The organism is Mesorhizobium sp. WSM4850, from assembly GCF_055811735.1.
Map to the genome: position 1 here is coordinate 147188 of NZ_JBVVPV010000008.1, position 25773 is coordinate 172960.

Genomic DNA, 25773 nt, shown 5'->3' on the forward strand with positions numbered 1-25773 from the left:
AATCGAACAACAACCGACCCCTTCCCAGATCTGGGGGAACCGTTCTTATTCTGCCCCCTATTTGAAGTGCAACGGTCGGTTCACCGATAAGGACATGGTCGTGCTTCCAGGTGGCCTCGACTTGGCCACGATGCGCAACAGGGCGATTTTGTGATGATAGTTTCTGAACTCGCGAGTTAATGCCTCGTCGGCAAAATGTGTCGATAGCTGTGCATCTTGGGAAAACGTGAGCGTACCCGAAGGAAATGCAAGCTCCCATCCCTTGGACTTCCGAAAATCGCTTACAATCGTGCCGAAAGGCGGGTTGGCGTGGCTAAGATTGGCGTCTGCATAAACGACAAGCTTGCCCGTGATGTCGCATTCGATTTCGCCGTCGGCGTTCGCAAAGTGATCAAACTGCCGCTGCTTCATATGCAAAAGGTCTCGCGAGACGGCATTGTGGCAGGCATCGTAGAATTCTTGCGATTGAGATTTAGGATTGCCTTCCACCGCTTTTACATAACTAAAATCAGTCGACGTCTTGTCGGTTCGAACGACCCAGAAGCCTGGGCTGGACCAGCCGTCGCCTTTATTCAGTCGCCGCTCAAACCGTTCGATCCCCGCGCCAATCTTTGACGCACCATCGGCCACCAGCACATCGAACCGCTCCAATAGGGCGGAGAGGTCCATATGGTCGTCGTAATCGATGACTACATCTCCATCTTTGTAGCGCGCCAACATCTCTTTGAAATGCTGTTTTGCCGAGGTTTTAGTTTTCCAGATCCGACCATTCGACAATTCCACCGGCTTGGGCATCAATCCTCCTCCAATGGAACTTTCGTGAGCACTCTTTCGCGCACCTCTCGGGCAACAATAGCCGGGAGACCGATGCTATCGAGTTGGTCCCGACGTTCTGCTACCCACTGAATGCAGCCCTCCTCATCCAAGCCATCGAGAGCAATGATTTCGTAAAGGGCCACGGCGCTCATGCGTGACATTCCGAGCTCCATGAGTGAGCGCATAGTGATCGAGGTCACCCCGAATTCGAGCGCTACACCGATATCAAGGTCATCATCAATGAGGTCTTCCCTTCCGATTTCCCGCAGATGCTGATTTAAGACATCGACATATGCGGAGAAATAGCGAGGCGCCAAGAAGCGGGCTGTACCCTCGATAAGTTCGAGGGTGTTGCGAATCACCTGTGCGGTGTCGAAAGCGGTGTCTCGGCGCTGAAGATACTCTATGCGCTTGCGGATAATCGTCGGCAGCGAGAAACCTTTCATCCACTCCAGAACGATCAGCGCATGAAGCGGAATTAACGTGCCAGGAAGGAAGACAGCAAGAACATGTTCGTTCAGCCGCTCCATGACCTCGGTGAAGCGATCGTATGCGTCGTCACTCTCGGATGGCGCCAACAACAGGTCCTCCGGCGGCCCGGTATAGCTTCGGAAATAGGTTATAAGACGCTGTAGGCCGAACAGGCTGACACCTGGATTTCGCGAGCCGGTCTCCGGGCTGACGTCCATTCCGGCTGTCGCCTGCGCCAGGATGTCTTCAAGCTTGCGAAGATCCTCCTCAGACGTACGCTTTGCCCACGGCGCCGCGGCCAGAGATCGATCACGCATGTAGCTGGCGGTCAGATAGGCACTGACCTGTTCGAATGTTCTAACTTGGTTGGCATCCAACGCACCCACGGTCGACCGGTCTACAATGTATGTCGTGAGGGCGTTGAGTTTCGACATGGCAGCATCCGTCTCACGACGGATCGGGTAGCGTGTCCGCTGTGGCACACCCGATGGCCAGACGTCCTCGTTTAAAGCGTCGATACAGATGATGTTGCCTTGGAACTCATCGCCCCAGCGCCCCGCGCGTCCGGCCAAATTCCAGAAATCCTGAGGCGCCATCGGGGTTTTCTTGCCCTTCTTTGGCCCACGAACGACGATGGTTCGGCACGACAGATTAACGCCTTCAATCAGAGTGGATGTGCAAACGAGGAATTTCAGCTTTCCGGTCCGGAACAGACGCTCGATTTCCAACCTGACAAGAGATGGCATGTTGCCGTAGTGGAAGGCCACCCCCCGCTCGACCAATGGCGCAAGCATATAGTTCTTGTGCACGCACTTTCGGGCAAGGTCGGCCAGATCGAAGAGCTCTTGATCAACTGACTCCGTTTTCTCGGTGAACTGGCTGATAAGCAGGGCCACCTCTTCTGCCTCAGCTGCGCCATTGGCGTAGACAAGAGTGCCACCGCGCTGGCCGACAGACGCCGCGATGAATGCGAGGCGTTTTTTCATCGTGTTCGGCTTGCTTGACAGGGTCAACGTACCGACGGGCAGGTATTCCTCTCCGTGGCGGAATTGCAGCGCCCATTTGGTTGGCTTTGCGGGCACCTGGTGAGCGACAATGATATTTTGCAAAACTGTGGCTATGTCGCTGTCCACGGCGATCTTCGGCGTGGTCTCCGGCGCGTCGTCCAGGAGGACTTCTGGATTCTGCGTTGCCGGACTAACAAAGGCAACACGCATGTTTGGGCTCGAACGCAAGAGTCGCTCAATCGCGTCCTGAAGAATGACGCCTCGTTGAGGATCGCCGATTTTATGGGCCTCGTCGACGACCACCAAGTCAATATCGAGTTCCTCCTTCATAAGGTTCGCAAGGAGATGAAGCCGCTCCTGCGTGAACACGAAGACGCACTTCTTGGAGCCCTTCGTTGCGGCGCTGTATTTCTGGGCCGATGGCAGGGAGGTGACCTCAGCATCCAGATCGGACTGCGATATGATCTGCGTCAGGGAGGCTTCGATTTCCGATACCAGAGCGCGAGTTGGCGCAAGATACACGGCTCGTTGGACCTTACCTGTGCCCAGGGAGTCGACAAGCCACTTCAACACGAGGAACGTCTTGCCGGATGCTGTCGGAGCAGAAGCGGACAACCAAGCCTTGTCATCGGCGGCGGCCGACCAGAACTTCAATTGGAAATCGTTGACAGCCAGGCGCTCGCCGCTCGCCTCAAGGAGAACTGAGCGTTCCAGCTGCCTTCGCTGATCCTCGATGCGCAAGGCAATTCCCAGCCTGGATACCAGATTGGGGCGCAATCGCCCACGTTGTTCGGCTAGTGCAGCGGACCGGTGGTTTGACAGTTTGTCGAACAGCACCGCCGCAGTATCCCTAACTGGTTCCGAAGTGGGAAGCAGCATCGCGCCGGTTGCGATTCGCAAGCTCGCTTCTTTGTGCGCTCTCGTCTCCGATCTGGCGAGAATGCTTGCTGCGAAAAGCAAGCGGCGCCAGTCGAACGAGACGGTTTCGAGCGATTGATCTTTTGTGACGTTGTCGAGCTCGAGGAATGCTGTGAGGACGCCCAGTTGCTGAAGCTCGCGATGCAGCGACGTCTCGAAGAGCCAGTCTTGAAGTTCACTTTCGGTCATGAACGTCCCATAGTCGCAAGGAACGCCTCTCTGAATTTTTCAACCGAAGGCAAGGGCATGCACAGAAAGTGAATCTCGAAATGTTCGAGCTTTTCCGCGGTCAGCCTGCGTCCGACAGCAATCTTCCAGTTTTCCAGATCGGCCTTCGCTGCGGAAATCATGTCATCCAACGCGCCCCTTGTTTCTCTTGATGGATAAAAATCAGCGTCGAAGCCAACCAAGGCAACACCACAATACTCGACGCGGTTTGATAGGATCGACGTCCTATCGAAATAGCGTTTGAACGCCTCGGACAGGCGTGGGTCGCCTAGATCAGCTTTATCACTGAGGAGCACGAGATCACGCTCGCGCGAGGATTGTTCATGATCCTCTTCAAGAAGAAATGGGGCCAGCGATGCGAGACAGTCTCGAATGGCGTCGGTCGGATTGCCGTAAACCTTCGACTCGCCCCAATACAATTTTAAGCGGCCATCATCCGTGACGGCCGCGTAGACACCGTCGGCGCCATGGTAATGCATCCGAGTGTCGGTTTTCAGATCCATCTTGCATAGGACGTGCGGCAGCCCAAGATAGCGCTCTGCCAGGAGGAACAACAGCATCTCGCCTCCCTCTCCCGTGGTTGCAAGGTCCGTGAAGACCGCTCGCGCCTCCTGATGAAGGGCGGAAACAGCGGAGGTTGAGCGAAATTTCGCGTCGCGCTGTCTTGCCTCTTCAATCCGTTTGCGCGGAATGGCGTAGTCAGCCACTGCGTTGCGCATGAACTCTACGAGACGCTTGACCTTTACTCTTCCATTTGCATCCGTTGTTAGGCAATGGCAGTGCACTGTCACCTTGTGCCCATCAATTGCAAGATCTCGTTCAACGAGACGTAGATGTATATCCAATGCGTCAGGGTCACCCGACAATATGGCGTCGAGTTCTGCGCCCGTAAGCTCCGACATTTATTAGATTCCCCGCCTTAGGCCTGTCTGGATATTGCAGCTTCTGAGTGCGTTCGCAAGTCGGCGAGCGTAGATGTAATGACCCGAACGCGCGAAGCCGAACATCCAGCTATCGCAACCTTATTTCCCTGTGCCTTGAAGAGCTGGGCAGATTTCCGGAAGCGATCGATATGGCGACGGCAGTTTCATTGACCGACATTGAAAAATACAAGCGCGACCGGGGAACTTCTAACACTGCTAACATCCGCTTTTGGCGGAAGCAGCCACTCGGAACGAGGTCGGCGCGAAAATAGCGGGGCGAACGAAGTGCTCCAGCGAACGCCTATACGAAAAACGTGCTAGGCAATAGAAGTTCGAAGTTGTCCGGGTTAATCTTAGTGCATCAGTGGGGAGCGTTGATGGGGAAAAACATCGTTGTCTGCTGCGACGGTACGGGAAATCAGATCGAGCGCAATCTCTCGAATGTCTTGAAGATTTTTCGCATCCTGAGGAAGAACGACGAACAGTGTGTGTATTACGATGCTGGCATAGGCACGATCGGCGCCAGTGACGCCTGGGCCCGCTGGCGACAAAACACCAAATCAGTGTTTGAGCTTGCGACCGGCTATGGACTCGACGCTGAAATCGCAGGCGCCTACGCATTCATCTCCCGGCACTATTCGGAAGGGGACGCAATTTTCCTCTTTGGCTTCAGCCGCGGTGCCTACACAGTTAGAGCCGTCGCGGGCCTGATCCACATGATCGGTCTGCTGCAACCGGACCAGCTCAATATCGTCCGATATGCTGTAAGCTCCTATAAGCAGGCCAGCGATGAACACGACCTAAGCATCGCGTGGCACTTCTCCAAAGTCTCCGGTGCCCGAGATGCTCGCGTCAAATTTCTTGGCGTATGGGATACGGTGGCGTCGGTCATCGTGCCGCGAGGAGACCGACTTCTACCACAGCTTCTGACACTGCCGCATACAAGGACCAACCCGAGCGTCGAGGTCTTTCGACATGCAATTGCGATCGATGAGCATCGTCGCATGTTCCGGCTGAACCGGTGGCTCGATCCGCAGATATTTGTCGAAAATCCTTTCGACAAAACCGCGCCGGCACAAGAGCAGGATATCAGGCAAGTCTGGTTTGCCGGATGTCATTCGGATGTCGGTGGTGGCTATCCTGAAGAGGACAGCGCGATCTCTAAATTTCCGCTCGACTGGATGATTGATGAAGCCACGGCATTTGGATTGCAGATCAATTCTCGGCTGCGGGAGCGCCTCGTCTTCGGAACAGGAGAGGGTGAGGGGAAGATGAATTTCGTCAGCCCCAATCCACTTGGGACGGTGCACGATTCAATGACCTGGGGCTGGAAGGCGCTCGAATGGATTCCAAAATCGGCCAAATGGCGTGAATGGAAGCGAAAATCGGCGCTCGGTTTCTATATTCCGCAGGCCGAGCCTCGCACGATCGAGCGACAGGAGCCGCGGCCGTTTGTTCATCAGTCGGTTCTGGATCGGAAGGCGGCCATGTCGGCATATAAGCCTGAGAATTTTCCAACGGCATTCGATGTTGAGCCTTATGGTGACCTCATGAAAGATCGCCTGGCTAAAGAAGCTGCCAGCTAGCGCAGACAGCCTGATATCTCGAAGTTCACGATTGCAGGGCCAATTCTCAGTCATCCGAGGGGGATGCAGATGGCGAAAAAAAGCAGTCCCGTTAAGAAGGGTGAAAAGACTGTGGCGGTGGCCCTGTCACCTGCAGAGACGCGAGACGTCTACGCTTCTCGACGGTTCCTGGATGGGGTGACGCAGAAGAAGCTCGGCCTCAAGGTCCGCTTCGACACATATTACAAGGATCCCCTTGTCGCGAAGAAGAATCCCGGCCTGCAAATCGATGACGATTTTTATGTGCCTTGGGAGCCACGCATTGGCGATGGCCCGACAAGTTCCAGGTTCGCTATTGTCGATTACGACAGCACCACAAATAGGTTGGAAGAACCGGCCAAATGGAGCGTCGGCGAGAAGGTTTTTCTCGATCCGAAGGGGCGCAGGGTCGATCGAGCGCTGAAAGAAACGGCTCACTTCCGCCAGGTCAGCACCTGGGCGATCCTGCAAAGCACACTTGATTTCTTCGAGAGCCCAAGCGGCCTCGGCCGGCGCATCTCCTGGGCGTTCGAAGGCAATCGGCTTCTGGTCACGCCAAATGCCGGCTACGGCGCAAATGCCTATTATGATCGCCAGAGCAAGTCGCTCCAGTTCTACTATTTTGACGACGACAGCGGTCAGCGTATTCACACCTGCCTGTCCAGCGACATCGTCAATCACGAGTTCGGTCATGCATTGCTGGATGGGATTCGCCCATACTACCTGGAGGCGGTTTCGCCGCAGACGGGTGCCTTTCACGAATTCCTTGGTGACCTGACTGCAATCTTGATGACACTGCGGAACAGTTCATTCCGCAAGGAACTTGCGGCCCGGACGAAGGGGCACTTGAAGACGAAATCCGGCGACGAACTCATAGCGTCGGTCGCCACGGAGTTCGGCAACGCCGTGGCAGGACAACCATACCTTCGTAGCGCGGCAAACGAGCATTTGCTTGGCGAATACAAGGATGAGATCGAACCGCACACGCTCTCGGAGGTGATGACAGGAGCGATGTTCGACATCTTCGTTGCGCTGACCGAGCAATATCTCAAGCGAGAGCGCAGTGACGGCGAAACCCACACTCCGGCTCAGTCGCTACAATATGCGGTCGCCCAGATGCAGATAATTGCCATCCAGGCGCTCGATCTTTTGCCGCCAGTCGAGGTTACGTTCAACGACTATGCGCGCGCTGTCTTACGCAACCTCGCGATCGCAAATCCAACCGACCCCAACAACTATCGCAAGATGATCGCGGACATTTTCGTCAATCGGCAGATCATAACCGCAGAGGAGAGAACGGACCTGCTGGTGCGTGCGCCCTTGTACGATCGGATGCCAGGAACAATTTCGCACGATCCAGAGCTCATCGGGAGTTCGCGTGCAGCGGCCTACCGGTATCTCGACGACAACCGCGATAAGCTTTTCATTCCCGACAACGTCGACATCATCGTTGATGAGGTCTTCACCTCCGAGAAAATGGTCGGTCCGGGCCTCTTTCAGCCCAAACAGATCATCCTCCAATATCTGTGGCGCGAGGACTTGGTGTTGCTGGGCACGCGATTTGGCTCCTTTAATGGCAAGACGACCAGCCTGCTCTGTGGCGGGACGATGGTCTTCGACGTCAATGGCAGTCTGCTCTATTGGGCGCGCAAGGCAGGTAGCGAACCCTTTGCGACGGCAAGCGTGGCGAGGGAGAAGGTGAAAGCACGGAAAAAGCTCTTTGGTACTGAGAAGGCAGCCTTGGCTGAACTGGAGGCTGGCAAGCAGCGCAGGCGGGAGTATCTCGACGCGCTTGCTAGGCGCATCGAGGAGGGGATGGTTGGTGAGGAACTCGCCGGTCCCGAAGGTCTCGTTGGAAGCCTTACACCGCCGCTGATTGCGCGCGAAGTTGACGGCTCAGTTCGGTTTGAGCTCTCGCCACACTTTCATGTTTACGATGACGATGGTTCCAGCCTGGGAGCCCTTAGATGGCAAATGAGCTCCTGATACGCCTCTACGATGTTGGTCTGGGCGACTGCGTTTATGTCCGCATCCCCGGCAAGACCGACAAAAAGGAAGACGCATTCCATATGCTGATCGACTGCGGCACCTGGAGCGAAGAGAAGTATCTTGTCGCGGCGATGAAACAGCTCGAGAGCGAGTTGCCAGACGCACAGAACGGAAAAAAGCGGCTCGATCTTGTCGTTGTCACGCACGAGCACAAGGATCACATAGCGGGCTTCGATCCCAAGCAATTCGAGAACATGAAGGTCGGCGCGGTTTGGATGAACTGCGCCATGGATCCCAAACATCCGCAGGCGAGAAAGACCCGAAAGATTAGAGGGGTCGCTGAGCAAGCCATGCGGGGGCTTGCCGGGCTTGGGCCGAGTCTGAGCCCTCGCGCAAGCGAGCTCTTGTCAGTTTTCCAGATTGACAACAAAGGCGCCATGCAGACCTTGCGCAAGACGCTGCTCGATGGCGGAGAGCCGACCTATGTGCATGCCGGCGAAACCAACGAAACACATGGCATTGAACTCCATAAAGCGAAAATCAACATCCTTGGCCCGGAGGCTGATTTCGATCGTTATTATCTCAGCGCGACCGCTCAGCGAACATTGAAGGATGTGCTGGGAGCGGCCGCGTTCGACGCGGAAAAAGAGTTTGATGCCACGGCAAAAGCGCAAGAGCCGCCTTTGCCCCGCAATATCAGCCCGGCCTCTTTTCGCGCCCTTCGCGCCCGCATGCAGTCGAACGCTCTGGCATTTGCAGAACTGGATGGCACGCTAAAAAACAACTCCAGCATTGTCCTGTTGGTCGAATGGAACAAGAAGCGCTTGCTGTTTGTCGGCGACGCCGAATGGCATGGCGACTTCAAAGAGGGCAAGATGAATGGCTCATGGAACGTGATGTGGAAGGAGCGCCGAGATCTGCTCGGCAAGGCAGTCGACTTCCTCAAGATCGGCCATCATGGCAGTGAAAACAGCACACCTTGGGATATGGGCAAGGGAAAACCCAGCGAAGCGACTGCGATCCTGGATGCAATCCTGCCGCTGCCCGCAGCCGGTCATCGATCACAAGCAATAGCAGTCGTGTCAACCGAACGTGGGAAGTATCGCACGATTCCACGCGGGCTGCTGATGACCGAAATCGCGCGGCGCATCGGCGATACGCGGATCTACAAGGCCGATCTCAAAGATTTCAAACCGAAAGACCCTGCCGATTTTGAAGCGTATGAGCGGGAATGGCTCGGCAAAGCCCAGCCCCTGCGCACGGACTTCGAGCGAATCAGGGGAGGAAATGGCTTTATAGACGTGGTTTTTACATGATCACCGGTGCAATAACGCGGACCAGGTTGTGGCAAGTGCCGCCACGTTGCTGAGAGCGCACACGGTTTTTGCTGGGATCACGGCGGTCGTTATGCGAAGAAGCGCGCCGTAGCCCTCTCTATGCCGACTGACCAATACGAAATGACGACTTGCGTGATATTCAATAGTGGTCAAGTGAATCTCCAATCATGGCCGTGCGCGACGACTTCTCCGCCAATGTAAAGGACATGCTGGCCAGACGGGTGGGCTTGATCTGCTCGCGTCCAGGCTGCGAGCGCGCGACCTCCGGTCCCCAAATAAATGTAAGCAAAGCGATTAACATCGGCGTTGCCGCACACATCACTGCGGCCGCTCCCGGTGGTCCGCGATACGACCCGCAGCCGTCGGCGGAAGAGCGCAGCAGCATCGAAAATGCGATCTGGCTTTGTCAGAATTGCGCCAAGTTGATCGACAGCGACCCGCTTCTTTACCCTCCCACTGAACTTCACAGATGGAAAGCTGAAGCCGAGGCCGCAGCATTTCAGCGCCTGACCGGCTCGCCAACACCCAGTGCTAGGCCTGGCCAGCACGCTCCGCAGGTCGATCTGGCGGACCATCGGAAAGCAATTCTACGCCGGATCGAGCAGCTCGACTGGTGGAATCGGCCCATCTCGTTGGTGGTCCTGACGGCCGCAGGAGTGCGCGATGCGAGAGAGTATATCTCCGAGTGGTGCGCGTCCAATCTAACGAGTCATCTTGCTATCATCGGGGAAGCGGGCTCCGGAAAATCGGGGCTCGTGATCTGGGCGGAGAGCGAACTTCAGAGACGGGAAGATGTCGTCACATTGCTGGTCCCGGCAGCGCGACTCCGCTCTGCACAAACGATCGATTTGCCATTCCTGTTCGCCAAGGCGCAGCCGCCATTGGCGCCCGAGCTCGCGGCGGAGATCACGGCGTCGCACAAGCTCGTATTGCTCCTCGACGGGTTGGACGAACTCGTCGGTGCCGATCTGGGCGGCGAGGCGGTGGCGTCAGACGCACTGGTTGAGCTGGCGGCGTGCCTACCGGCGGGGAGCCCTGTAATCGCGACCTGCCGGAAGGTCGCCTATGGCAGCATCGATCGGTTGCTGCGCGACGCTCTTCCCGACAATGCAGCGGAACGAGATTTCCTTCACCAGTCGATCATCGGAAAGGTTATCGGCAACGCCGATCCGCTCGAGATTCTCGAGATCGGCGCCGTGCCGCGACAAGAGGCAATCGCCTTCCTTGCCTCGGCAAACAACCCAAGCATGCTCGAAGCGGCATTTGGTGGCGATCGCCGCTGGGACCCGTTCCTCGCATCGCCGATCCTCTTGCTGCTTCTCAAGACGGTGCTCCCGTCTCTGGTCGAAGCGGGCGCGCCTGCACTAGACAAGATCTACGCCCTCTATGTTCGGCATGCCCTCATCCGGAACATCCCCCACATAAGGGAATCGGGAATCACAAAGGCCATCTCCGGGCTGCGACGCTTTTCCAACATCTTGAACCGGCAAATAGCGGAACAGGAGATAGAGGCAGGATTGAAGGCCGGCCTGCTGACACGTGACCAAAACAACATAGGCTGGGCGCATTACACCCTTTGGGAATATTTTTTCGCGACGCTGATGTACGAGGAAATTTGTAAGTGCTCGTCGGACACCATCGCGCACATCGATCTCGTCAACGGCTACAACATCAATCGCTTGCTGGTGCCGATGCTTAACAGAGAGCTCCGCCGCCAAGCCAAAACGGGTACGGAACGGGTGCGCCCGATTGTTCCTGGAGAGTATCGGGAGTTTCTCAAAAAGAGCGGGTGGCGCCGAAGCACGGGCTATGGGCTTCATCCGAGCATTGCGCGTAGCTCCGATGGAGTGGAATCAGCAACCTTCCCCTATGATCAGCACCGATCAGGCGCCCTTCACAAGGGCCGGCGTCATGGCGACGGTTCTCAATCAGTGGCTTGTCGACTCTCCTGGTACGACGCGGTCGCGTTCGCCCTGCATTCAAGGACAAGGCTGCCCACTTCAGATGAGCTGTGCGGTGCCGCACCGCATGGCGATTTCCTGTTCTGGTGCTCCGATTGGAAGAATGAGCAATTCGCCCACATGCGCGCCTATGACGCCAGCACCGGTGATGTGGTCGGACTAAACCCTGACGTCCGCCTCGCTCGCACAGCGCTTGCCATTGTCGCATAGTGAGAGGACGTATAGGACAGCGTCCGTTGCTCCAATACATCTGTCCAAACCAACCGGAAATCAAGCCGTTGAGGCAGTTGACGGGGCGACCGCTGGTACGCCCTGGGGCGTACGCAAGTTCGCCTGCCCCTGAATGCAAGGACGGGAGTCCGGGTGGCCGTGGCGGCACCCAAGGAAGGACATACCGTAATCGGGACGCATAGGGCAGACCGACTACAGGGAAACCCATAGGACGTAATAGCCGCCCGTTCGAGGGTTCACCCCCTAGGCTAGATCAGGGCTGGTTTGCCGGCGCGGAGTTCGCCGCGTTCGGAAGCTTCTGGTCTTCTGGTCGTCGGGCCGGGTCGCGTGCCACTCGGCGAGCAAGCTTTGCTTGTGATCTTTCACCGCGCGGAGGGCGGCCGCCTCGCCGCGAAGGCTGCGCTTCCCGGCCACGACACGTGGCTCATCATCGATCGAGATGTTGACGTCGCCATCCTGCAGCTGGACCTTCACGTGGGGGAAACCGGCGTGCTGGGACTCGTTGGGGTAGAGGACCATTTTGAAGCCGGTGTTCGCCTTGACCGTCACCTCGTCGAGACGGACCGGCCCTTCGGGCAGCGTACTCAGCGCCTGATCGAAGCTCTCCATGAGCGCGGCGTGCAGCACGTCGGCGAGGGCAAAGTCTCATGCTCGGGCAGGATTCCGCGAGAGGTGAGCTGACGGGTCAGAGCCGTCTCGACTTCCTGCGCATTTTCACCGGCCTCGATGAGCTGCCGCGCCGCGATCGGGTAGGCAGTCGCCAGGGCTTCTTCAAGCGCCATGCCCTGGTTAAGCAGGGGCGCAGCCACTTTTCCCACCTGCTCGCCGAGCGCGAGCTCAATCCGCGAAAGGTTCGGCAGTTCGGCGGTCATCGGATCTGATCGCTCAACGCTCTCACGTCCATCTGTTACAAAGGCTAGCGAGCACTTAACTCGTCGCGCGCTTTCTCATAGCTGTCTAACAACGCCTGCGATTCCGCAGTAGCGCTGATTGCGTGATTAATGAGCAGCAGGCGATACTCCAGATTAGGGTGAGACTGCCCATGATCCCAGAATATTCGGGGATCTCCAAGGGACCGGCATCCGAAACAGTCGAGTGTCGCCTCGCTTGAGACCACGAAGGAGAGGCTGCTCAGGAACATAATCGCCTCGGTGGTGCCGAAATAGAGGTCGTAGTTATCGATCGGCGGGTTGCCATTTCCGAGCCGGCCAAATTCCCGTTTCAGGATTGTCGCAACGTAGTCGTCGGCTTGGCGCTCCCGCGCTTTCGCCTCGGTCTCGTCGTTGTTTGGCACGGCATCGGCTGTGGCCGGAAGGAACGCACCGTAGTGCTTGTTCACGATATGCCCCAGCTCATGCAGGAGCAGGAACACGAGCATCGAAATCTGCTTGTCCTGCATGAGCTCATTGTCCTTTGACAGAACCGCGAAGTTGCGCTCGAAATGTACGCCGCTGATCACAATTGCCCTGCAGCCTGCGGGTACTTCTGCGACGACTGGCCTGGCTTGGTCCAGCCTGATGTGATGGACGGGAATGCCGTCGCTGTCCGCGTTACCTTCTATCGTGTTTGAGAAAAAGAGTACGAGTTCTGGATCGCGCACGGCCGCGTTAACAATGTCGATCGCCCTTTCGATCTGGGCATCTGTCAGCTTCGTGCTCCGCAGGGCAAAATCACAGGCGGCGACGGCGTTCGCGACGCTCAGAATTAGCGCCAACGAGGCGAATGACAGCAGTCGTACAGGCATTTCATGCCTTGCACCGGTTCGCGAACCGGAGCAAATCAACAAGGTATTGGCGCGCCGCCTGCGCGTCGGTTTCATCTCTGACCGAACTGAGCGTTTTCGCGGCCTGCTGTTCAATGTTGTCTACGCAGGCGAAACGGCTGTCGGCGGCGCCATTCAGATAAGTTGCACCGGATGTCGAGACGGCAGCACCTGCGCCGAGCAAACCGATAGCAAGGGTCAGGAGGGTGCTGGCCCGCGGTCCCCATTGAATTGCCTTCTGCAGGCCAGCGAGAATCGTCGTTGCGGCTCCGAACACGACGACCAGCATCAACAGCCATTGTGCCCAGGACTTGGTCTCAATGGTCGCCTCGTTAATGCTAGTCGCGATGGCATTGGCTTCGCTGATGGCTTTGTTGATTTCATCCGGTGGCAGCGGGAGGGCGCTGTCGAAACCCGATCCGATTCGCGTGAAATCGCCGACGATGCGAAGCGCCTCCGGCCTCAGGGCGAACGCGACAAGGAGGCCTACCGCGAGAATGGCGATGCCTATCGCAATGAGTGTCTGCCCCATGCCCCCTCCACATCGATCAACCACCATGCATCGCCTTCCCGCAGGCGATGAGAGCCGAACTCTTCAGGCCTGCGTTCCGCTCACGGCAGCCGCAACCTCGGAGACGCCAAAATCATCGTCTCGACGCACCACGATGGATGTTTTCACCAAATAGTGGTCGGAAAGATACTTATCATGCGCCAAGGGGCTTGCCGACCTCAGAATATACTGGTGGCTAAACCGGAATGTTTTCCGCTCGGCGCCGCGCGGGATAAAGATGCGGTCGAACGGCGCATCATTGCCGATCGCGTATGTCGGGATGTCGTCTTCGTTCAAGTCTTCATAGCCATTGTCAATGAAAGCCTGGATCGCCCCTTCGTCACGCCTCTTACAGTTGGTGTCACCGAGGACAATAATATCGCGCTCGGCGAACGCCTCGCTAACAGCGCCGAGCTGAGCCATTAATTCGCGCGCCTCATGATATCGCGTGCGCATCACGACGTGGCGTTGCCCGACGTTCGACTTCATGTGGAGAGGAATCACAACGAAGTCTGTCAGCTGTATGGCTGCGTCTTCACCCGGTCGCGCCGCAAACTTCACCGCATGTGGATGCCTGTCCCAAAGGGAGAGTCTGTCTCCATTGTCGTCCACTGCCTGGTTCGACACGTTGACTCGCAGCGTTTCGCCGACTTTTGTCACTCTGGCAGTGTTCCAGGCGATGCCGCAAAGCTGGCTTCGATCACTCGGATCACGATTCGGGAAGATTTCGTACTCCCAATGATTGTCGGTGTGTTCCTCGACAAGATCCAAGGACGATCTAAGGAACTTGTTTCCGAGCCGGCCGCCCGGTGGGAAGTCATCTGTGATATAAAGTTCCTGTAGCGCTAGAATGCTGACGCCGGAGAGTTCGATGTGCTCGGCGATGGCGTATTGGTTGTTTGGTGAATCATCCACTCGGCCGAAATGTTCGATATTCCAACTGCCGATATGTATGTATCTTGGTTTCATGTGACCCTCCCTTTGCTAAACGACGATTCGTGTCATGCGAGGAATTGCGAACGCACTATTGCGGCGTCGCCGCGTATTCGAAATCGATGCGCGAACGGTCACGCCGCGTCGATTTCGATATCCACATACGTCTTGCCGCTGAGAATGCACTCGAGGTCCGTTCGCAGTGGTTGCGCCTCCATGAGCCATCGCTCCTCCCGTTCCGCGTAATGCGGCAGGTTGGCGGCGCCGGCCGCCCCGAGGCTATCCAGATACTTTCGAGCGTTGCCGACGCGCTTGCCCAGCTCGACGAGAAGCTCCGAGCGCGGGATGCTGGGATACGAATTCCCGCGCGCCGTTGATACGAGCGCTTTCGCGGTTGGCTGCTCTCCATCGCCGGGGAGGGGAAGGATCGCATTCAGGATCCTGGCAGGCTCGCTTTGGTCGTTCCCGCTGCTGGACCACGGCGTAGCGTTCTCGCTGCCATGATGGCCGATTTTGAGAAAATCGATCGGGGCGGCTAAGAGTTCGGACCGCTTGTTCCACATTGTGTTCCAGGAGCCGTTTGCCTGCGTGGCGCGGAACTTATTGGTCCATTCGGCGTCGCCGACGAACAAGAGACGCCGTCCTTTCCATTCGATCAGCAGAACAACACTGGTGTTGTTGATGACTTTGTCATTTTCCTGCGTGAACGCGAACAATCCTGACATCATCCGCGACCGCAGACGCCGGAAATCGGAGCCGCTTATGCTGGCCGGCCGAGCCTGGGGCTCATCACTGAGCGGTCGCAGAGCACCTGTCGTTTCATTGAAAGCGTGAACGATCTCCGCCCCCTCATCACCGAGATAGTAGCGGTCGATATTCTCTTCGGGCCCGAGAACCTTGAGAGTTGCGCCCTGCAGCGTCTCGATCGCCAACTCGTCTTTGGTCATGTCGGCATGGACGTATTTGGGCTGGATCGCGTTTCGGGTCGGAAGCGTGGTTCGCAACGCCTCCATCGCGTCGTCGTTGCCGAGCTCATAGAGGGCAACGAGGTCCTGGAGCTCGGGGCTCAGGGACAAGTTCCTTGCCGCTAGATTGCGCATAGCCCGCGTCGCAAGTTGGTTGAGGGCAAAGGCGTGTTCGGCTTGAGGATGCTGCGCGTTCATCGCCGCGCTCATCCAGATGTTTTCGACTTTGATGCCGTCAAAATCCTCAGGGTCGAACCCTTTGATGTGGTCGGCATGTTCATGTGTCACGACCAGAAGGTCGAGCCGCACCTGGCCACCGCCGGCGTCTGGCAGGATCTCTTTCAGATCTGCGATCGCGTGCTTGAGTAGCGCCGCCTTGCCCTTTGAGCCGCAGTCTATGAGGATATGGAAATCGTCGACCGCGCCGTCTTTCTGACGTGCCTCAGGAATGCGGCAATAGATGCAATCGCCGACTTCGACATCGTAGGCACGGACTAGGAGCTTATCTGCCACTGCACATCTCCCATTTCATCGTCGCGATCATCATGAAGGCCGATATGCGGGGCGAGGTGGAAGCGCACCGTGCCATCGATCACGCGCGAGCTGAGAGGGGCTATGCTCTTCTCGAGCAGCCCAGCCTCGCCGCCAATCGGGTTGTTGATTCTCCCCGCCGCAACCCGACGCGCCAACGCCGAGAGGAAGGTCGCCCTGCGCTTTCGCCCTTCATCAAGCTCATCATCGACGTCCTGACCTTTACCAAGCTGTGGACCTGTGCCTGGCTTCCGAGCCCAGTGAAGAACGTTGCCATTTTCGTCGAGCGCGATCGTGCCACCGCACAGCAGACTGGTGGTTTGCCCCTCATAGGCGCCGAATTCAGGACCTTTGAGTTCGATATCCTCGCGCCAGATATATTGGACGAGGACCTGCTTTGGCTGTCGGCGCCCGTCGATGGTAAACTTCTGGGCGGTCGTGACCTCAGGAAGAACAATGTCTGCCGTATACGGAATAAGCAGCGACTTACGGTTGTCGTCGAGAAACCGGTAGGCGTACGCCCGCGAATTCGCGATGGTTTCGACATCGTGAAATATGTCGACAGGAAGACGCCGGAATGTGACCTTTGCTCGGCTTAGTTCTTCCCGCTCAGCCTCGTCGATCAACCCTCGCTGTGTGAACGCGTCGAGCATCATCGCTCGCTGACCGTCCGGGTCGCTCGGATTGGCGATCTCCTCGGCTCGAAGGACGGCGAGCGCATAATCTCTGAAAGTGACGTCTACGGGCGGCAGCAAATCGAGAGGCTGTACCGCAACGTTTTGCATCCGTCGCACGGTGTATGAAAATGCCTCCGCGACGGAGAACTTCTTGGCGTCGATATAATATCGCGACAGTCGCCGAAGGATGTCGAATATCGTTCCGGTCAGCACCTCCGACATGAAGTGTTGGGACTGGCTGTCCTTAACCGAAGTGAACGTCTGACGGTTTAGAGCGCTACGCAGGTAAGGCCGGTCTTTCACTTGCCTGCCGAATTCGTCGGCGATGCTCGACAACGCGCTCTCGCTGTCGAGATCGCCCTCTGTTTTAGCGACGAGTTGGGCCCGGAAGTCGTTATTGCGGAAGGCGATCAGGATTGCGGCCATGTCGCCCATGAACTCGTGAAATCCCGCAGTCTCGGGCAGCACGGACTCGTTATAGTAGGGACGCAGGCCATCGAGCACGGCGTGGCCGAACTCGTGGTTGATGATGTCCGCCGAAAGGCAGGTGAAGACGCGGCCGGCCGGTCGGTCAAAGTAGTAAAACTGGAGCGACTTGCTTTCTCGATCGTAGTAGGCGTTTTCCCCGTATCCGGCGTGGGGAACCACGATAAGCCGATTGCCCTCGAAACCCCAGCGAATTGGCCGTCCCAATCCAAACCCGTTCTCGAAGTAGTCGAGTCCGTTCTGCAACGTCGCCCAGACATTGACCTGGTGAAACTGAGGCGTGTTCAGCTTGTTCCGGGTTACCTCATCGCCATCCCCGTCGAGAAAAATGCTTCGTTGAGGATCCCATTTCGCCGGCACAGCGAGAGACTCGGTGCCGCCGTCATAATCGACCACCACGAATCGTGCACTGGTTGGGCCATCACCCAGCCCCGGCTCCCAGGGCACCAGAAATCCATCCGCGAAATCGAAATTTTGGTCCGAAGCGGTGATGGCCGGGTCCTGAAAATAGACATCGAACGGGATGCGTAGGTTCAGTTCCGCCTGCACGTCCCGCTGGACGTATCGGCGTGCCGCGTACAGCTGCCTTCGAGCCTCGGGCGAAAGCGACAATTCCTGCGGAGCTCTTGGCATGTTCACCTCCCGCGCCGGAGCTCTTCCGGCCACCTCACAACGCTTCGTGACGGCGTCTACTCAGTCATTAGGTAGGCAGCTGCTGGTCGAGAAGGCCTTGTTGAGAAGTTCCGCCAACCGAAGGCCTACGGTTCCCAGCTGCTGGTCGATCAGAGGAAGATTTTCATTCCGATAAGCATCATCCAGCACGATGTTATTCGGCACGCTGGCGATCAGTCTGACTGCGATGCGATGGCTCTCGTTGGCCCAGTCGGCCGTGGTACCGGCAGAAACGGCAGTGGCATCAGCGGTCCTGAGCCAACCGGTTTCAAGACGCTCGACATAGCTACCCCATGACCAGGCGGTCTTGTCGATCAGGGCCGCGTCCCAAGCTGAGTGCAGGTTTGTGTTGAAGGGCAGGTCTCCATTCACCCCCGCTTGGGTGGTTATCGTAACATCGATGTCGTTTCCGCCGCGTTCGTCCTTGATTGCGTGCAACGGTTGGTGGAGATCTCCGATGAGGTGAACCAGGAACTTCAACGCCCGCTGCCGCTGTTCCATCGGTGCATTGGCAGCGATGACCGCGAGTTCCCGGTCGGTCGCTGCGATGATGCAATCACCCTGCGCCGGGTCAGGTGTGCAGTGGCGAGTCGCGTCATAGGCTGTAGCTGCGGATGGTATTTCGACGAAATGCCAGCGGGTAGTTTTCCTGTCTCTGGCGCGTTCGTCGTCGGCCCAACTACCCACGGATGCGAGTGAAGTACCTTGCCCGAGTATGGATATCACACCGGCGGTGGCCGCTTCCTTCAAGCGATGCTGCGCTATCTCCGCAACAATTGAATGGCCAGATGTCCCCCAAGCATAAACAGTATGTGTGGCAGCAAACACACCCAATGCAGTCAGCATAAGTGTCCGCATATCCGCATCCCCTCAACATCTACATTACGCCCCTTTTTGTGACAGATGCAAGACAACCGGCGTGCGAACGCGAAGGAGAGCAACATGAGAGTCTTTGGACGAAATGGCTCCATGTCTGTCGCTTGCTCGCGTAGACGATGGTGGCGGTGAACGGTTCTCGGGTCACTACTATGACATTCATCGGCTCGTGGAGTCTGAAACCGGCCACCGGGCGATCACAAACAGGGATCGGCGCCGACCGCGTGGCCCACGCTCGCAGCTTTTTCAACCGCGAGGACTTCAACCTTGCATCGGCCGAGCCTCCGACTTCGCTCTGCTGCCGCATGACGAAATGGTTGACGCTCTGTGGCGGGACTATGTTGCCATGATCGCCATGACCTTGGGCCGGTGCCGCATTTCGACTTGGTGCTTAAGAGCGTCGGACGGTTGGAAACCCCGCTAAACGCGCCAGAAGGCTGACGTTTAGCCCCCGCTTGTTCGCCTTCTGTGCTTTCAAAGTCGCATAAAAGGCAGTGTGGAACCAGATTGCGCCTGTTCATCGCCTAACCGTTAAAAGGCCGTGTTGAGCAGCGATCCAATTCTGCGCCCCCAAACTTCCATCTCGAACTGCGCGCGGAATGACCGCGCGCCGGCTGCCTAGTCTTAGTCTAGCAGTTGCACTGGGCATGCCCTGTGCTCGGCGACCTCAAGCTTCTCCAATGCCTGCCTAATCTCATCTCCAGCGTCCTCCGGCAGCGGCAAAACAGGGCGCGGTGGCTGGACGTGCGCCAGACCGAGGAGGTCGGCGATGACGAACATGACGCGAAAGCTGCCGTAGCGTTTGAACAAGGTCCAGAGCGGCTCGAAAGCGTGGTTCAACCGAGCGACCTCCACAGCGTCGCCGGACTGCGCTGCACGCGTCAGCGCAAGCGCCGGAACCGCCAGCAGACCTGCCGCAACGCTGTACCAGGTGTCACATCCGGCAAGCAGGGCATCGGCCGCGCCCCAATCGCCGCTGTATCCGATTGTGAAAGTGTCAGGCGTCATCGGCCGCAAGCGTGCCAGTTCCCCCGCGTAATCGTTATTCGCCGCCAGAGGCATTTTCACGGCGACGATGTTGGACACCGCTGACAGCCGGGCGATCGATGCGTCGCTGAATGTGAAGCGCGTGGCGCTTGGATTGCTGTATATGCACAAAGGCAGTTCCCCCGCCTCGGCCACGGCGACGAAGTGCTGGAAGACTTCGTCCTCGTTCAGGGGAACGTAGGACATCGGTGCCAGGAGCAGGCCGTCAGCGCCAGCGGATTGGCATCGCGCGCCAGAGCCTGAGCTTCGTCGGTACGCAATGCACCCACACCCACGACAAGAGGCGTTTTGCCGCCGATGCATTCCACGGCAGCCTGGACGGCACGCTTCCTTCGCTCCCTCGTGAGGTAAGCATAGCCGCCCGTGCTTCCGAGCAGCCCGATGGAATCTGCTCCCGCGTGGTGAATGCGCTCGAGAAAACGAGCCAGTGCCTCGGTGTCGACATGCCCTTCCGCATCGGTTGGCGTGAGGGGGAACGCCGACAGGCCACGAAACATAGTCATCATCTATCCTTTCGAAACTACATACGGGAAAGCAGCATGCGCAGCCCGGCGAACGCGAAGAACATCGCCAGCAGACTTTCGATCCAGCGGCGACAGCGGCGATACAGAGCCACCATCGGCGGTGTGGAGAAGACAATGGCGTAGCCGCAGAAGATCATGACACTTAGGACGGCACAGCCACCCAATATCGCTGCGATCCTCTGCCACGACGAATTCGGGCCGATGCCCAGCGTGACGAGCGCGATCCATGCCAGCACGGATTTTGGGTTCGTCAAATGCATCAAGAGGCCCCTTCTATAGAGCTCACCCCGTGAAAGAGCGACTTCGTCGGCCGACGCGCGCGCCGCCAGCTTCTCGTTCGACGTAAGCGCCGACCGTCCCGCCCTGAAGGCGAGGAATAGCAGGTAGAGGCCCCCGAAAATCTGCAGAACGAGCAGTGCCTGTGCGTACCTGGCCAACAGGGCGGAGATGCCGGTCGAGGCCATCAGACCCCAGAAAATCGAGCCGCTGACGACGCCCGAGGCGAGCATGAGCGCAGCACCTCTGCCGCGAGCCATCGCCACGCCCATGATGCGCATGTTGCTGGGGCCGGGGCTTCCCGCGGCAATGACATATGCAGCAAAGACAATGAGCAACTGATGGAGATCGACATTCATTCTCTGAGCCCTTGAGATTCTCATTCAAATCAATAATGCGACCGCTCGACCGGAAACGCCATTTGGTGATGGCGATAGCTTGGCTGACGATCCTGCAGCCCGGCATCAACGCGTTCAGCCCTTCGGCTAGGGCATCTGTCGCCTCCGCCAGCGCTTTGTCGGGCATGGTTTCCAACGCCTCCAATATGAACCACATCCGGCCTGTTGCGGCCTCAAGGCGGGTTCGAGTTCCTTGTCGCCAGTTCCAGCGTCTGCAAGTGACGCCAATGTCGTCGCGCCAGATGACCTCTCCCAATAGGGGAGGATCGTCGACTGCCTCCCCGTTCATCAGAGTGTCGAACGTCTCACTCCCGTCCGCGATCGTCAGGAAGGGGTCTCCCGACATAGGCGTCGTGGTTCTCCGCCCACCGGGATTGCGTATTTCAGGCTGACGGCGTTGTAGAGATCGACGACTGGGTTGATCGTCGCAAGGGTGCCGTCTTTCAGAACCCGCTTTCTGAGGGCCTGGGCTGAGCACGGCGTGCGGCTAGGCTTCGCGCCAAAGAGGACGTAGGCGTCGGACCAACTCGCCAGATGAGCTTCTGCCCAAGCCGGGCCACCCGCCAACACGCAATCGCAGGCTTCAGCAAGCAATCGAGGATCGAAATGTCCTTCTCCAGCTGAAGTCGCATCGACGTAGACGCTCACGGCTCTAAATCCCGATGCAATATTCTGAATTCGACCATCGATGATGGGATCCTCAAACATCCAGGCAACTCCATCAATTCAAGTGCAAGCAATCCATGAGCGGCGCGACCAGTGACGATCGCGTCCTTGACTGCAGACCAATATTGCAGTTCACTGGCCCAAATTAAACTGCCACTTTTGGAGATTTTCACTGGTCCAGTAAAGGAGGGTTCTCGCAGGACAGGAGCGACGCGTCGAATTTATCAATCCCTGCTCAAGCAGATCCAGGCCGGAGTGTACGGTGTCAGTGACGCTCTACCTTCAAGTCGCTCGCTTGCGGAAGAACTGGGTGTTTCGAGGATGACGGTTACCGCCGCATTCGACCAACTCATTTCGGAGGGTTATGTGCGGGTACAGCAGGGACGGAAAGCGTGGGTTGCTTCAGCAGGGCGGCTGAGCCCGGTCGCTCCGCCCGACTGTTCGGCGATGCCCGCTCGCCAGCTTTCAGCCTATGCAACTCGTGCGATGACTCTGCCGTCGAACAGCACCGCAGGCAGGCCGCCGCTCAAGTTCGATTTCCGCTACGGGGATGTTGCAGCAGGAGACTTTCCAAAGGCCCCCTGGCGAAAAGCGCTGAACACCGCCTTTCTCAGGCATCGCGACAGATTGGGATACGATGACCCAGCAGGAAGCCGATCCTTGCGGGAGGCATTGCAGGGCTACGTCTGGCGGTCAAGGGGCATCAGCTGCGATCTCGGCCAGATCATCGTTGTGAACGGATCGCAGCAGGCACTGGACCTCTGTGCTCGGGTCCTTGTCAACCCCGGTGACCGGGTCGTGGTCGAAGACCCGTGCTATGAAATGGCCAAGAACGTCATGCTCGCCGTCGGAGCAAACATCGTTGCAGTACCCTGTGGCGCTGATGGCATAGACACCACGAAGCTTCCTGAGACTGGCGATATTGCGGTGGCGTACTTGACTCCGAGCCACCAGTTTCCTCTGGGAGGAGTTTTACCTGCTGCGCGTCGCCAAGCCTTGATGGAGTGGTCCGCGTCGGCCAATGCTTATGTCATCGAGGACGATTACGACAGCGAATATCGGTACGACGTTGACCCCATTTCCGCCTCTCTATCTCTCTGGGCAAGGCCGCGTCATCTATGTCGGAACGGTCTCAAAGATCCTGTCACCAACGCTCAGGCTCGGATACATCATACTTCCGCATCCACTTGTCGAGGCCTTCATCGACTGCAAGCGGATCGCCGATCGGCACACGTCCACGTTCGAGCAAGAGGCTCTCGCGGCGCTGATCGAGACTGGTGCTTACGAGCGGCATGTCCGCAGGATGCGGAGACTTAACGCAGAAAGACGCGCCGTATTTCTGGCGTCAATGATCCGCGCAATTGCGGACGATATCGAGATCGTCGGCACGACTGCGGGACTTCACGTCGTCGTGTGGTCAACACGATTTGCGCCGGGCAAGAGGCGCGTTTCGCAGATACCGCTCGAAACCACGACATCGGAATCTATCCCGTCACACGCCTGTTCTCATCCCCGACCGATGAACGAGCCGGATATATCTTTGGCTATGCATCCATGTCTGTCGATCATCTCGCCAAAGGAGTGGAAAAATTACATCGCGCATACCTCGGCTTCGTCGGCGAAGCGGCCCCCCCAAGCGGGCCCGGGGGCGACAACGGGAAGTTATCGATCACCACATAGTTTTCATTGCAAGAGGTACCCAGGCATTCGCTGTTTCTGTGACCTGGAGAGAAAACGTTTTCCGGTAGAGCGGTTTTCGGATCAACCACGATGCGCGACCGCCTCTCGGCCTAAACGGCAACGTTCGACCATTGCCGTCCTTGCAGCACGTCGAGAAATCTGCTCGAAAGCCTCTGCCTTTGGCGTCGTCGGCGGACTTGTCGTCCATGCTCGATGGCCGACCAAAACGGAGACCGCCGGCGTTGCCGCCCTGATCGCCGACGTTGCAGTGGCGATCCGCGTCGTCATGGCCGGCAATCCAGGTCGAATAAGGCTTTGTCGCAAACCTCCTACAACCCGCTACGTCGCAGGAGTTAGTTGCTAAAACCGAGACGAGCCGAGATGGACACCAGGGTGGACACTACCAAACACGGAGTTTGATATGACGACGGGAGTGTTTGCGATGGTGTTTGGCGCGGCTGTTTTGCATGCGGCATGGAACGCCTTGGTCAAGGTGAATGCCGACAGGCTCGTCATGATAGCAGTCATGATGATGAGCCAGGTTGCCGTCGGTATGGTGGTTGTCCCATTTGTGGCGTTCCCGACGCCAGAAAGCTGGCCATATATTTGGGCTTCATGTGTGCTTAATACTGCCTACTGCGTGTTTCTGATCAATGCATATCGTTATGGAGATCTGAGCCACGTTTACCCTATTTCGCGGGGTTGCTCACCGCTGGTCGTAGCGTTCATCTCCGTCGCGATCGTGGGTGAAACACTGACCATGCAGGCTGGCTTTTCGGTTGTTGTTATCGCTCTGGGTATCATGAGCCTAACCCTGACGCGTGGCGCGGGAGGCTTCCGGGAACCAAAAGCAATGCTGTATGCGGTGGGCACGGGCGTATTTATCGCCGGATATACGGTCGTAGATGGTTTAGGCGCCCGTCTTGCCGAAAGCGCAGAAAGCTACACTTTCTGGTCTCACCTCTTCAACGGTATTCCGATAACCTTGCTGGCATTGTATCTGCGAAGGGGGCAGGTTAGGGTCTCGCTGCAGAAATGCTGGAAGGTCGGAGTGCTCGGGGGCATGATTTCTCTGTTGGCATATTGGATTGTCACTTGGGCAATGACACAAGCGCCTTTGGCTTTGGTATCCGCAGTCCGGGAATCAAGCATGGTGTTCGCTGTGCTGTTTGGTGTCTTCTTCCTTAAGGAGCGCCTCGACCTGGCGCGGTTGGCCTCCATCGGCATTACGTTGATCGGGACCGCGATGCTTAAGATATCCAAGTGATCGCTGTTCCGAGTTCGATCGAGCCGGCATGAGGGACGAAAGCTCGCTCTTGACGCCTTGCTGCGTTGCGTTGGTCAGCAGGAGCGGCATGTCCGCTCTCCATCACCCCCCGCGGACATCGCCGAGAGCATACCTAGAGAGAATCAGAGGGCTATGCGGTAGCCCTCTTCCACGATCTCTTCGCCGGCCAGGTGGCGTCGCGCATTTCGCAAGTCGCCTCCGCCGTGCACCAGCAGATCGTCGTCGCCTTTACGGCGTACCATATTTCCTGTTGCAGTTTACAGGTTCGCTCGTCCTGCTTGCCACGCTTTCCTGGCCGCTTGCGCTTCCTGTCCTTGTGTGGATCGCGGCGAACATCGCCATTGCGGTTATGGCGGTTCGAGCCTGGCGCCTTGTCCCAGCCACTGCCCAGGCGCGTGCCTCCCGACACGACCGATCTCGTCAGCCTTCAAGCTGCAGGCGCGGGGCCCATTCGGGGAAATCGATCAGGGGATTGCGATTACCTGGAAGAACGTAGATCGCCGCATTGCGATGTTTTTCCCACTCGTCGGGGGCATATTGTTCATGCTAGGCCAAAAGCGTTTTCAGCCGCTGTCCGGCATAGCGCCTGCCGCATAGCCGGCAGATGGTTCTGTCGCAAACGGAATGGCAACCCATATCTGGCACGAAGGCCTCTCTTTTTCGGGGAGCTCGCTTGCTATGTTCAAAGGCCGTCATTTCGACCGATCAGTGATCTTGCTGTGCGTGCGCTGGTATCTGGCCTACAATCTCAGCCTGCGCGATCTGGAGGAGATGATGGCCGAACGCGGCCTGAACGTCGACCATTCGATTGTGCACCGCTGGGTCGTCCACTTCTCGCCCCAGCTTCTGGAGCGCTTCAACGGCGCAAGCGCGCCGTCACCGACGGCGTCGGCGACACGGTCGAGTTCTTCTTCAGCGAACACCGCGACCTGCCGGCAGCCAAGCGCTTCTTCCGGA

18 protein-coding genes and 6 pseudogenes are annotated in these 25773 nt (G+C 57.6%); 8 read left to right on the forward strand and 16 right to left on the reverse strand.

From position 1 onward, the window contains the following. Nucleotides 1-57 precede the first annotated feature (57 nt). The 3 genes from AC0L2Z_RS11585 to AC0L2Z_RS11595 are packed head-to-tail and all read right to left on the reverse strand — an operon-like array spanning nucleotide 58 to nucleotide 4342. Nucleotides 58-795: a DCL family protein gene (locus AC0L2Z_RS11585; RefSeq protein ID WP_473628027.1), complete on the reverse strand. Its 738-nt coding sequence runs from the start codon at nucleotides 793-795 to the stop codon at nucleotides 58-60. Next, nucleotides 795-3401 (reverse strand): DEAD/DEAH box helicase, encoded by a 2607-nt coding sequence (locus AC0L2Z_RS11590; protein ID WP_473628029.1) that lies wholly within the window; start codon nucleotides 3399-3401, stop codon nucleotides 795-797. The genes AC0L2Z_RS11585 and AC0L2Z_RS11590 overlap by 1 nt, the downstream gene beginning before the upstream one ends. After that, nucleotides 3398-4342 carry a HamA C-terminal domain-containing protein gene (locus AC0L2Z_RS11595; RefSeq protein ID WP_473628030.1) on the reverse strand — a complete coding sequence of 315 codons (945 nt, stop codon included), beginning with the start codon at nucleotides 4340-4342 and terminating at the stop codon, nucleotides 3398-3400. The genes AC0L2Z_RS11590 and AC0L2Z_RS11595 overlap by 4 nt, the downstream gene beginning before the upstream one ends. A 398-nt stretch (nucleotides 4343-4740) precedes the next feature. On the opposite strand from AC0L2Z_RS11595, the gene AC0L2Z_RS11600 reads away from it, so the two are divergent. The 4 genes from AC0L2Z_RS11600 to AC0L2Z_RS11615 all read left to right on the forward strand — a co-directional run bounded on the left by AC0L2Z_RS11600 (nucleotide 4741) and on the right by AC0L2Z_RS11615 (nucleotide 11464). Beyond that, complete coding sequence (locus AC0L2Z_RS11600) at nucleotides 4741-5949, forward strand: DUF2235 domain-containing protein (RefSeq protein ID WP_473628031.1); 1209 nt, start codon at nucleotides 4741-4743, stop codon at nucleotides 5947-5949. Between the two features lie 69 nt (nucleotides 5950-6018). Further along, a complete protein-coding gene (locus tag AC0L2Z_RS11605) occupies nucleotides 6019-7953 on the forward strand; it encodes a gluzincin family metallopeptidase (RefSeq protein ID WP_473628032.1) in 1935 nt (644 codons plus the stop codon). Continuing rightward, nucleotides 7935-9272 (forward strand): MBL fold metallo-hydrolase, encoded by a 1338-nt coding sequence (locus AC0L2Z_RS11610; protein WP_473628034.1) that lies wholly within the window; start codon nucleotides 7935-7937, stop codon nucleotides 9270-9272. The genes AC0L2Z_RS11605 and AC0L2Z_RS11610 overlap by 19 nt, the downstream gene beginning before the upstream one ends. Nucleotides 9273-9460: 188 nt before the next feature. Then, complete coding sequence (locus AC0L2Z_RS11615; RefSeq protein WP_473628035.1) at nucleotides 9461-11464, forward strand: NACHT domain-containing protein; 2004 nt, start codon at nucleotides 9461-9463, stop codon at nucleotides 11462-11464. A gap of 264 nt (nucleotides 11465-11728) precedes the next feature. On the opposite strand, the gene AC0L2Z_RS11620 is transcribed toward AC0L2Z_RS11615, so the two are convergent. From AC0L2Z_RS11620 to AC0L2Z_RS11670, 11 genes and pseudogenes are all read right to left on the reverse strand, one after another. Further along, entirely contained in the window at nucleotides 11729-12094 is a 366-nt protein-coding gene (locus AC0L2Z_RS11620) for a DUF4160 domain-containing protein (RefSeq protein ID WP_473628037.1), read from the reverse strand. After that, the gene (locus AC0L2Z_RS11625; RefSeq protein ID WP_473628038.1) at nucleotides 12070-12357 is read right to left on the reverse strand and encodes a hypothetical protein; all 288 of its coding nucleotides are present in this window, start codon (nucleotides 12355-12357) and stop codon (nucleotides 12070-12072) included. The genes AC0L2Z_RS11620 and AC0L2Z_RS11625 overlap by 25 nt, the downstream gene beginning before the upstream one ends. A gap of 44 nt (nucleotides 12358-12401) precedes the next feature. Further along, nucleotides 12402-13229 carry a hypothetical protein gene (locus AC0L2Z_RS11630; RefSeq protein WP_473628039.1) on the reverse strand — a complete coding sequence of 276 codons (828 nt, stop codon included), beginning with the start codon at nucleotides 13227-13229 and terminating at the stop codon, nucleotides 12402-12404. A 1-nt stretch (nucleotide 13230) separates the two neighbouring features. Beyond that, nucleotides 13231-13779 carry a hypothetical protein gene (locus AC0L2Z_RS11635; RefSeq protein WP_473628041.1) on the reverse strand — a complete coding sequence of 183 codons (549 nt, stop codon included), beginning with the start codon at nucleotides 13777-13779 and terminating at the stop codon, nucleotides 13231-13233. A gap of 63 nt (nucleotides 13780-13842) precedes the next feature. After that, entirely contained in the window at nucleotides 13843-14766 is a 924-nt protein-coding gene (locus AC0L2Z_RS11640) for an endonuclease/exonuclease/phosphatase family protein (RefSeq protein WP_473628043.1), read from the reverse strand. 98 nt (nucleotides 14767-14864) lie between these two features. Next, complete coding sequence (locus tag AC0L2Z_RS11645; RefSeq protein WP_473628045.1) at nucleotides 14865-16208, reverse strand: MBL fold metallo-hydrolase; 1344 nt, start codon at nucleotides 16206-16208, stop codon at nucleotides 14865-14867. Beyond that, nucleotides 16190-18022: a gluzincin family metallopeptidase gene (locus tag AC0L2Z_RS11650; protein WP_473628046.1), complete on the reverse strand. Its 1833-nt coding sequence runs from the start codon at nucleotides 18020-18022 to the stop codon at nucleotides 16190-16192. Before AC0L2Z_RS11650 ends, AC0L2Z_RS11645 begins: the two co-directional genes overlap by 19 nt. Before the next feature lie 60 nt (nucleotides 18023-18082). Next, the gene (locus tag AC0L2Z_RS11655; protein ID WP_473628047.1) at nucleotides 18083-18919 is read right to left on the reverse strand and encodes a S1/P1 nuclease; all 837 of its coding nucleotides are present in this window, start codon (nucleotides 18917-18919) and stop codon (nucleotides 18083-18085) included. A gap of 642 nt (nucleotides 18920-19561) precedes the next feature. After that, nucleotides 19562-20490, reverse strand: a pseudogene (locus AC0L2Z_RS11660) (dihydrodipicolinate synthase family protein). 14 nt (nucleotides 20491-20504) lie between these two features. After that, a complete protein-coding gene (locus AC0L2Z_RS11665) occupies nucleotides 20505-21143 on the reverse strand; it encodes a LysE family translocator (RefSeq protein WP_473628049.1) in 639 nt (212 codons plus the stop codon). Nucleotides 21144-21210: 67 nt separating this feature from the next. Beyond that, nucleotides 21211-21890, reverse strand: a pseudogene (locus AC0L2Z_RS11670) (B3/B4 domain-containing protein); the annotation flags it as partial. A gap of 213 nt (nucleotides 21891-22103) precedes the next feature. On the opposite strand from AC0L2Z_RS11670, the pseudogene AC0L2Z_RS11675 reads away from it, so the two are divergent. Beyond that, a pseudogene (locus AC0L2Z_RS11675) lies at nucleotides 22104-22832 on the forward strand (aminotransferase-like domain-containing protein); the annotation flags it as partial. A gap of 160 nt (nucleotides 22833-22992) precedes the next feature. On the opposite strand, the gene AC0L2Z_RS11680 reads toward AC0L2Z_RS11675, so the two are convergent. Next, nucleotides 22993-23142, reverse strand: a complete 150-nt coding sequence (locus AC0L2Z_RS11680; protein WP_473628061.1) for a hypothetical protein — start codon at nucleotides 23140-23142, stop codon at nucleotides 22993-22995. 807 nt (nucleotides 23143-23949) lie between these two features. On the opposite strand from AC0L2Z_RS11680, the gene AC0L2Z_RS11685 reads away from it, so the two are divergent. Further along, the gene (locus tag AC0L2Z_RS11685) at nucleotides 23950-24795 is read left to right on the forward strand and encodes a DMT family transporter (protein ID WP_473628050.1); all 846 of its coding nucleotides are present in this window, start codon (nucleotides 23950-23952) and stop codon (nucleotides 24793-24795) included. Nucleotides 24796-24953: 158 nt separating this feature from the next. Beyond that, nucleotides 24954-25174: pseudogene (locus AC0L2Z_RS11690) on the forward strand (ABC transporter ATP-binding protein); the annotation flags it as partial. Between the two features lie 62 nt (nucleotides 25175-25236). On the opposite strand, the pseudogene AC0L2Z_RS11695 reads toward AC0L2Z_RS11690, so the two are convergent. Then, nucleotides 25237-25350, reverse strand: a pseudogene (locus AC0L2Z_RS11695) (hypothetical protein); the annotation flags it as partial. Nucleotides 25351-25494: 144 nt separating this feature from the next. On the opposite strand from AC0L2Z_RS11695, the pseudogene AC0L2Z_RS11700 reads away from it, so the two are divergent. Then, a pseudogene (locus tag AC0L2Z_RS11700) lies at nucleotides 25495-25773 on the forward strand (IS6 family transposase); the annotation flags it as partial.

What these genes read in the sequence shown, in the direction of transcription:
- AC0L2Z_RS11600 (WP_473628031.1), top strand. Translation starts at nt 4,741, where the DNA reads ATGGGGAAAAACATCGTTGTCTGCTGCGACGGTACGGGAAATCAGATC.
- AC0L2Z_RS11610 (WP_473628034.1), top strand. Translation starts at nt 7,935, where the DNA reads ATGGCAAATGAGCTCCTGATACGCCTCTACGATGTTGGTCTGGGCGAC.
- AC0L2Z_RS11615 (WP_473628035.1), top strand. Translation starts at nt 9,461, where the DNA reads ATGGCCGTGCGCGACGACTTCTCCGCCAATGTAAAGGACATGCTGGCC.
- AC0L2Z_RS11585 (WP_473628027.1), bottom strand. Translation starts at nt 795, where the DNA reads ATGCCCAAGCCGGTGGAATTGTCGAATGGTCGGATCTGGAAAACTAAA.
- AC0L2Z_RS11620 (WP_473628037.1), bottom strand. Translation starts at nt 12,094, where the DNA reads ATGGAGAGCTTCGATCAGGCGCTGAGTACGCTGCCCGAAGGGCCGGTC.
- AC0L2Z_RS11595 (WP_473628030.1), bottom strand. Translation starts at nt 4,342, where the DNA reads ATGTCGGAGCTTACGGGCGCAGAACTCGACGCCATATTGTCGGGTGAC.
- AC0L2Z_RS11625 (WP_473628038.1), bottom strand. Translation starts at nt 12,357, where the DNA reads ATGACCGCCGAACTGCCGAACCTTTCGCGGATTGAGCTCGCGCTCGGC.
- AC0L2Z_RS11685 (WP_473628050.1), top strand. Translation starts at nt 23,950, where the DNA reads ATGACGACGGGAGTGTTTGCGATGGTGTTTGGCGCGGCTGTTTTGCAT.
- AC0L2Z_RS11590 (WP_473628029.1), bottom strand. Translation starts at nt 3,401, where the DNA reads ATGACCGAAAGTGAACTTCAAGACTGGCTCTTCGAGACGTCGCTGCAT.
- AC0L2Z_RS11665 (WP_473628049.1), bottom strand. Translation starts at nt 21,143, where the DNA reads ATGAATGTCGATCTCCATCAGTTGCTCATTGTCTTTGCTGCATATGTC.
- AC0L2Z_RS11605 (WP_473628032.1), top strand. Translation starts at nt 6,019, where the DNA reads ATGGCGAAAAAAAGCAGTCCCGTTAAGAAGGGTGAAAAGACTGTGGCG.
- AC0L2Z_RS11630 (WP_473628039.1), bottom strand. Translation starts at nt 13,229, where the DNA reads ATGCCTGTACGACTGCTGTCATTCGCCTCGTTGGCGCTAATTCTGAGC.
- AC0L2Z_RS11680 (WP_473628061.1), bottom strand. Translation starts at nt 23,142, where the DNA reads ATGCCGCTCGTAAGCACCAGTCTCGATCAGCGCCGCGAGAGCCTCTTG.
- AC0L2Z_RS11635 (WP_473628041.1), bottom strand. Translation starts at nt 13,779, where the DNA reads ATGGGGCAGACACTCATTGCGATAGGCATCGCCATTCTCGCGGTAGGC.
- AC0L2Z_RS11650 (WP_473628046.1), bottom strand. Translation starts at nt 18,022, where the DNA reads ATGCCAAGAGCTCCGCAGGAATTGTCGCTTTCGCCCGAGGCTCGAAGG.
- AC0L2Z_RS11640 (WP_473628043.1), bottom strand. Translation starts at nt 14,766, where the DNA reads ATGAAACCAAGATACATACATATCGGCAGTTGGAATATCGAACATTTC.
- AC0L2Z_RS11655 (WP_473628047.1), bottom strand. Translation starts at nt 18,919, where the DNA reads ATGCGGACACTTATGCTGACTGCATTGGGTGTGTTTGCTGCCACACAT.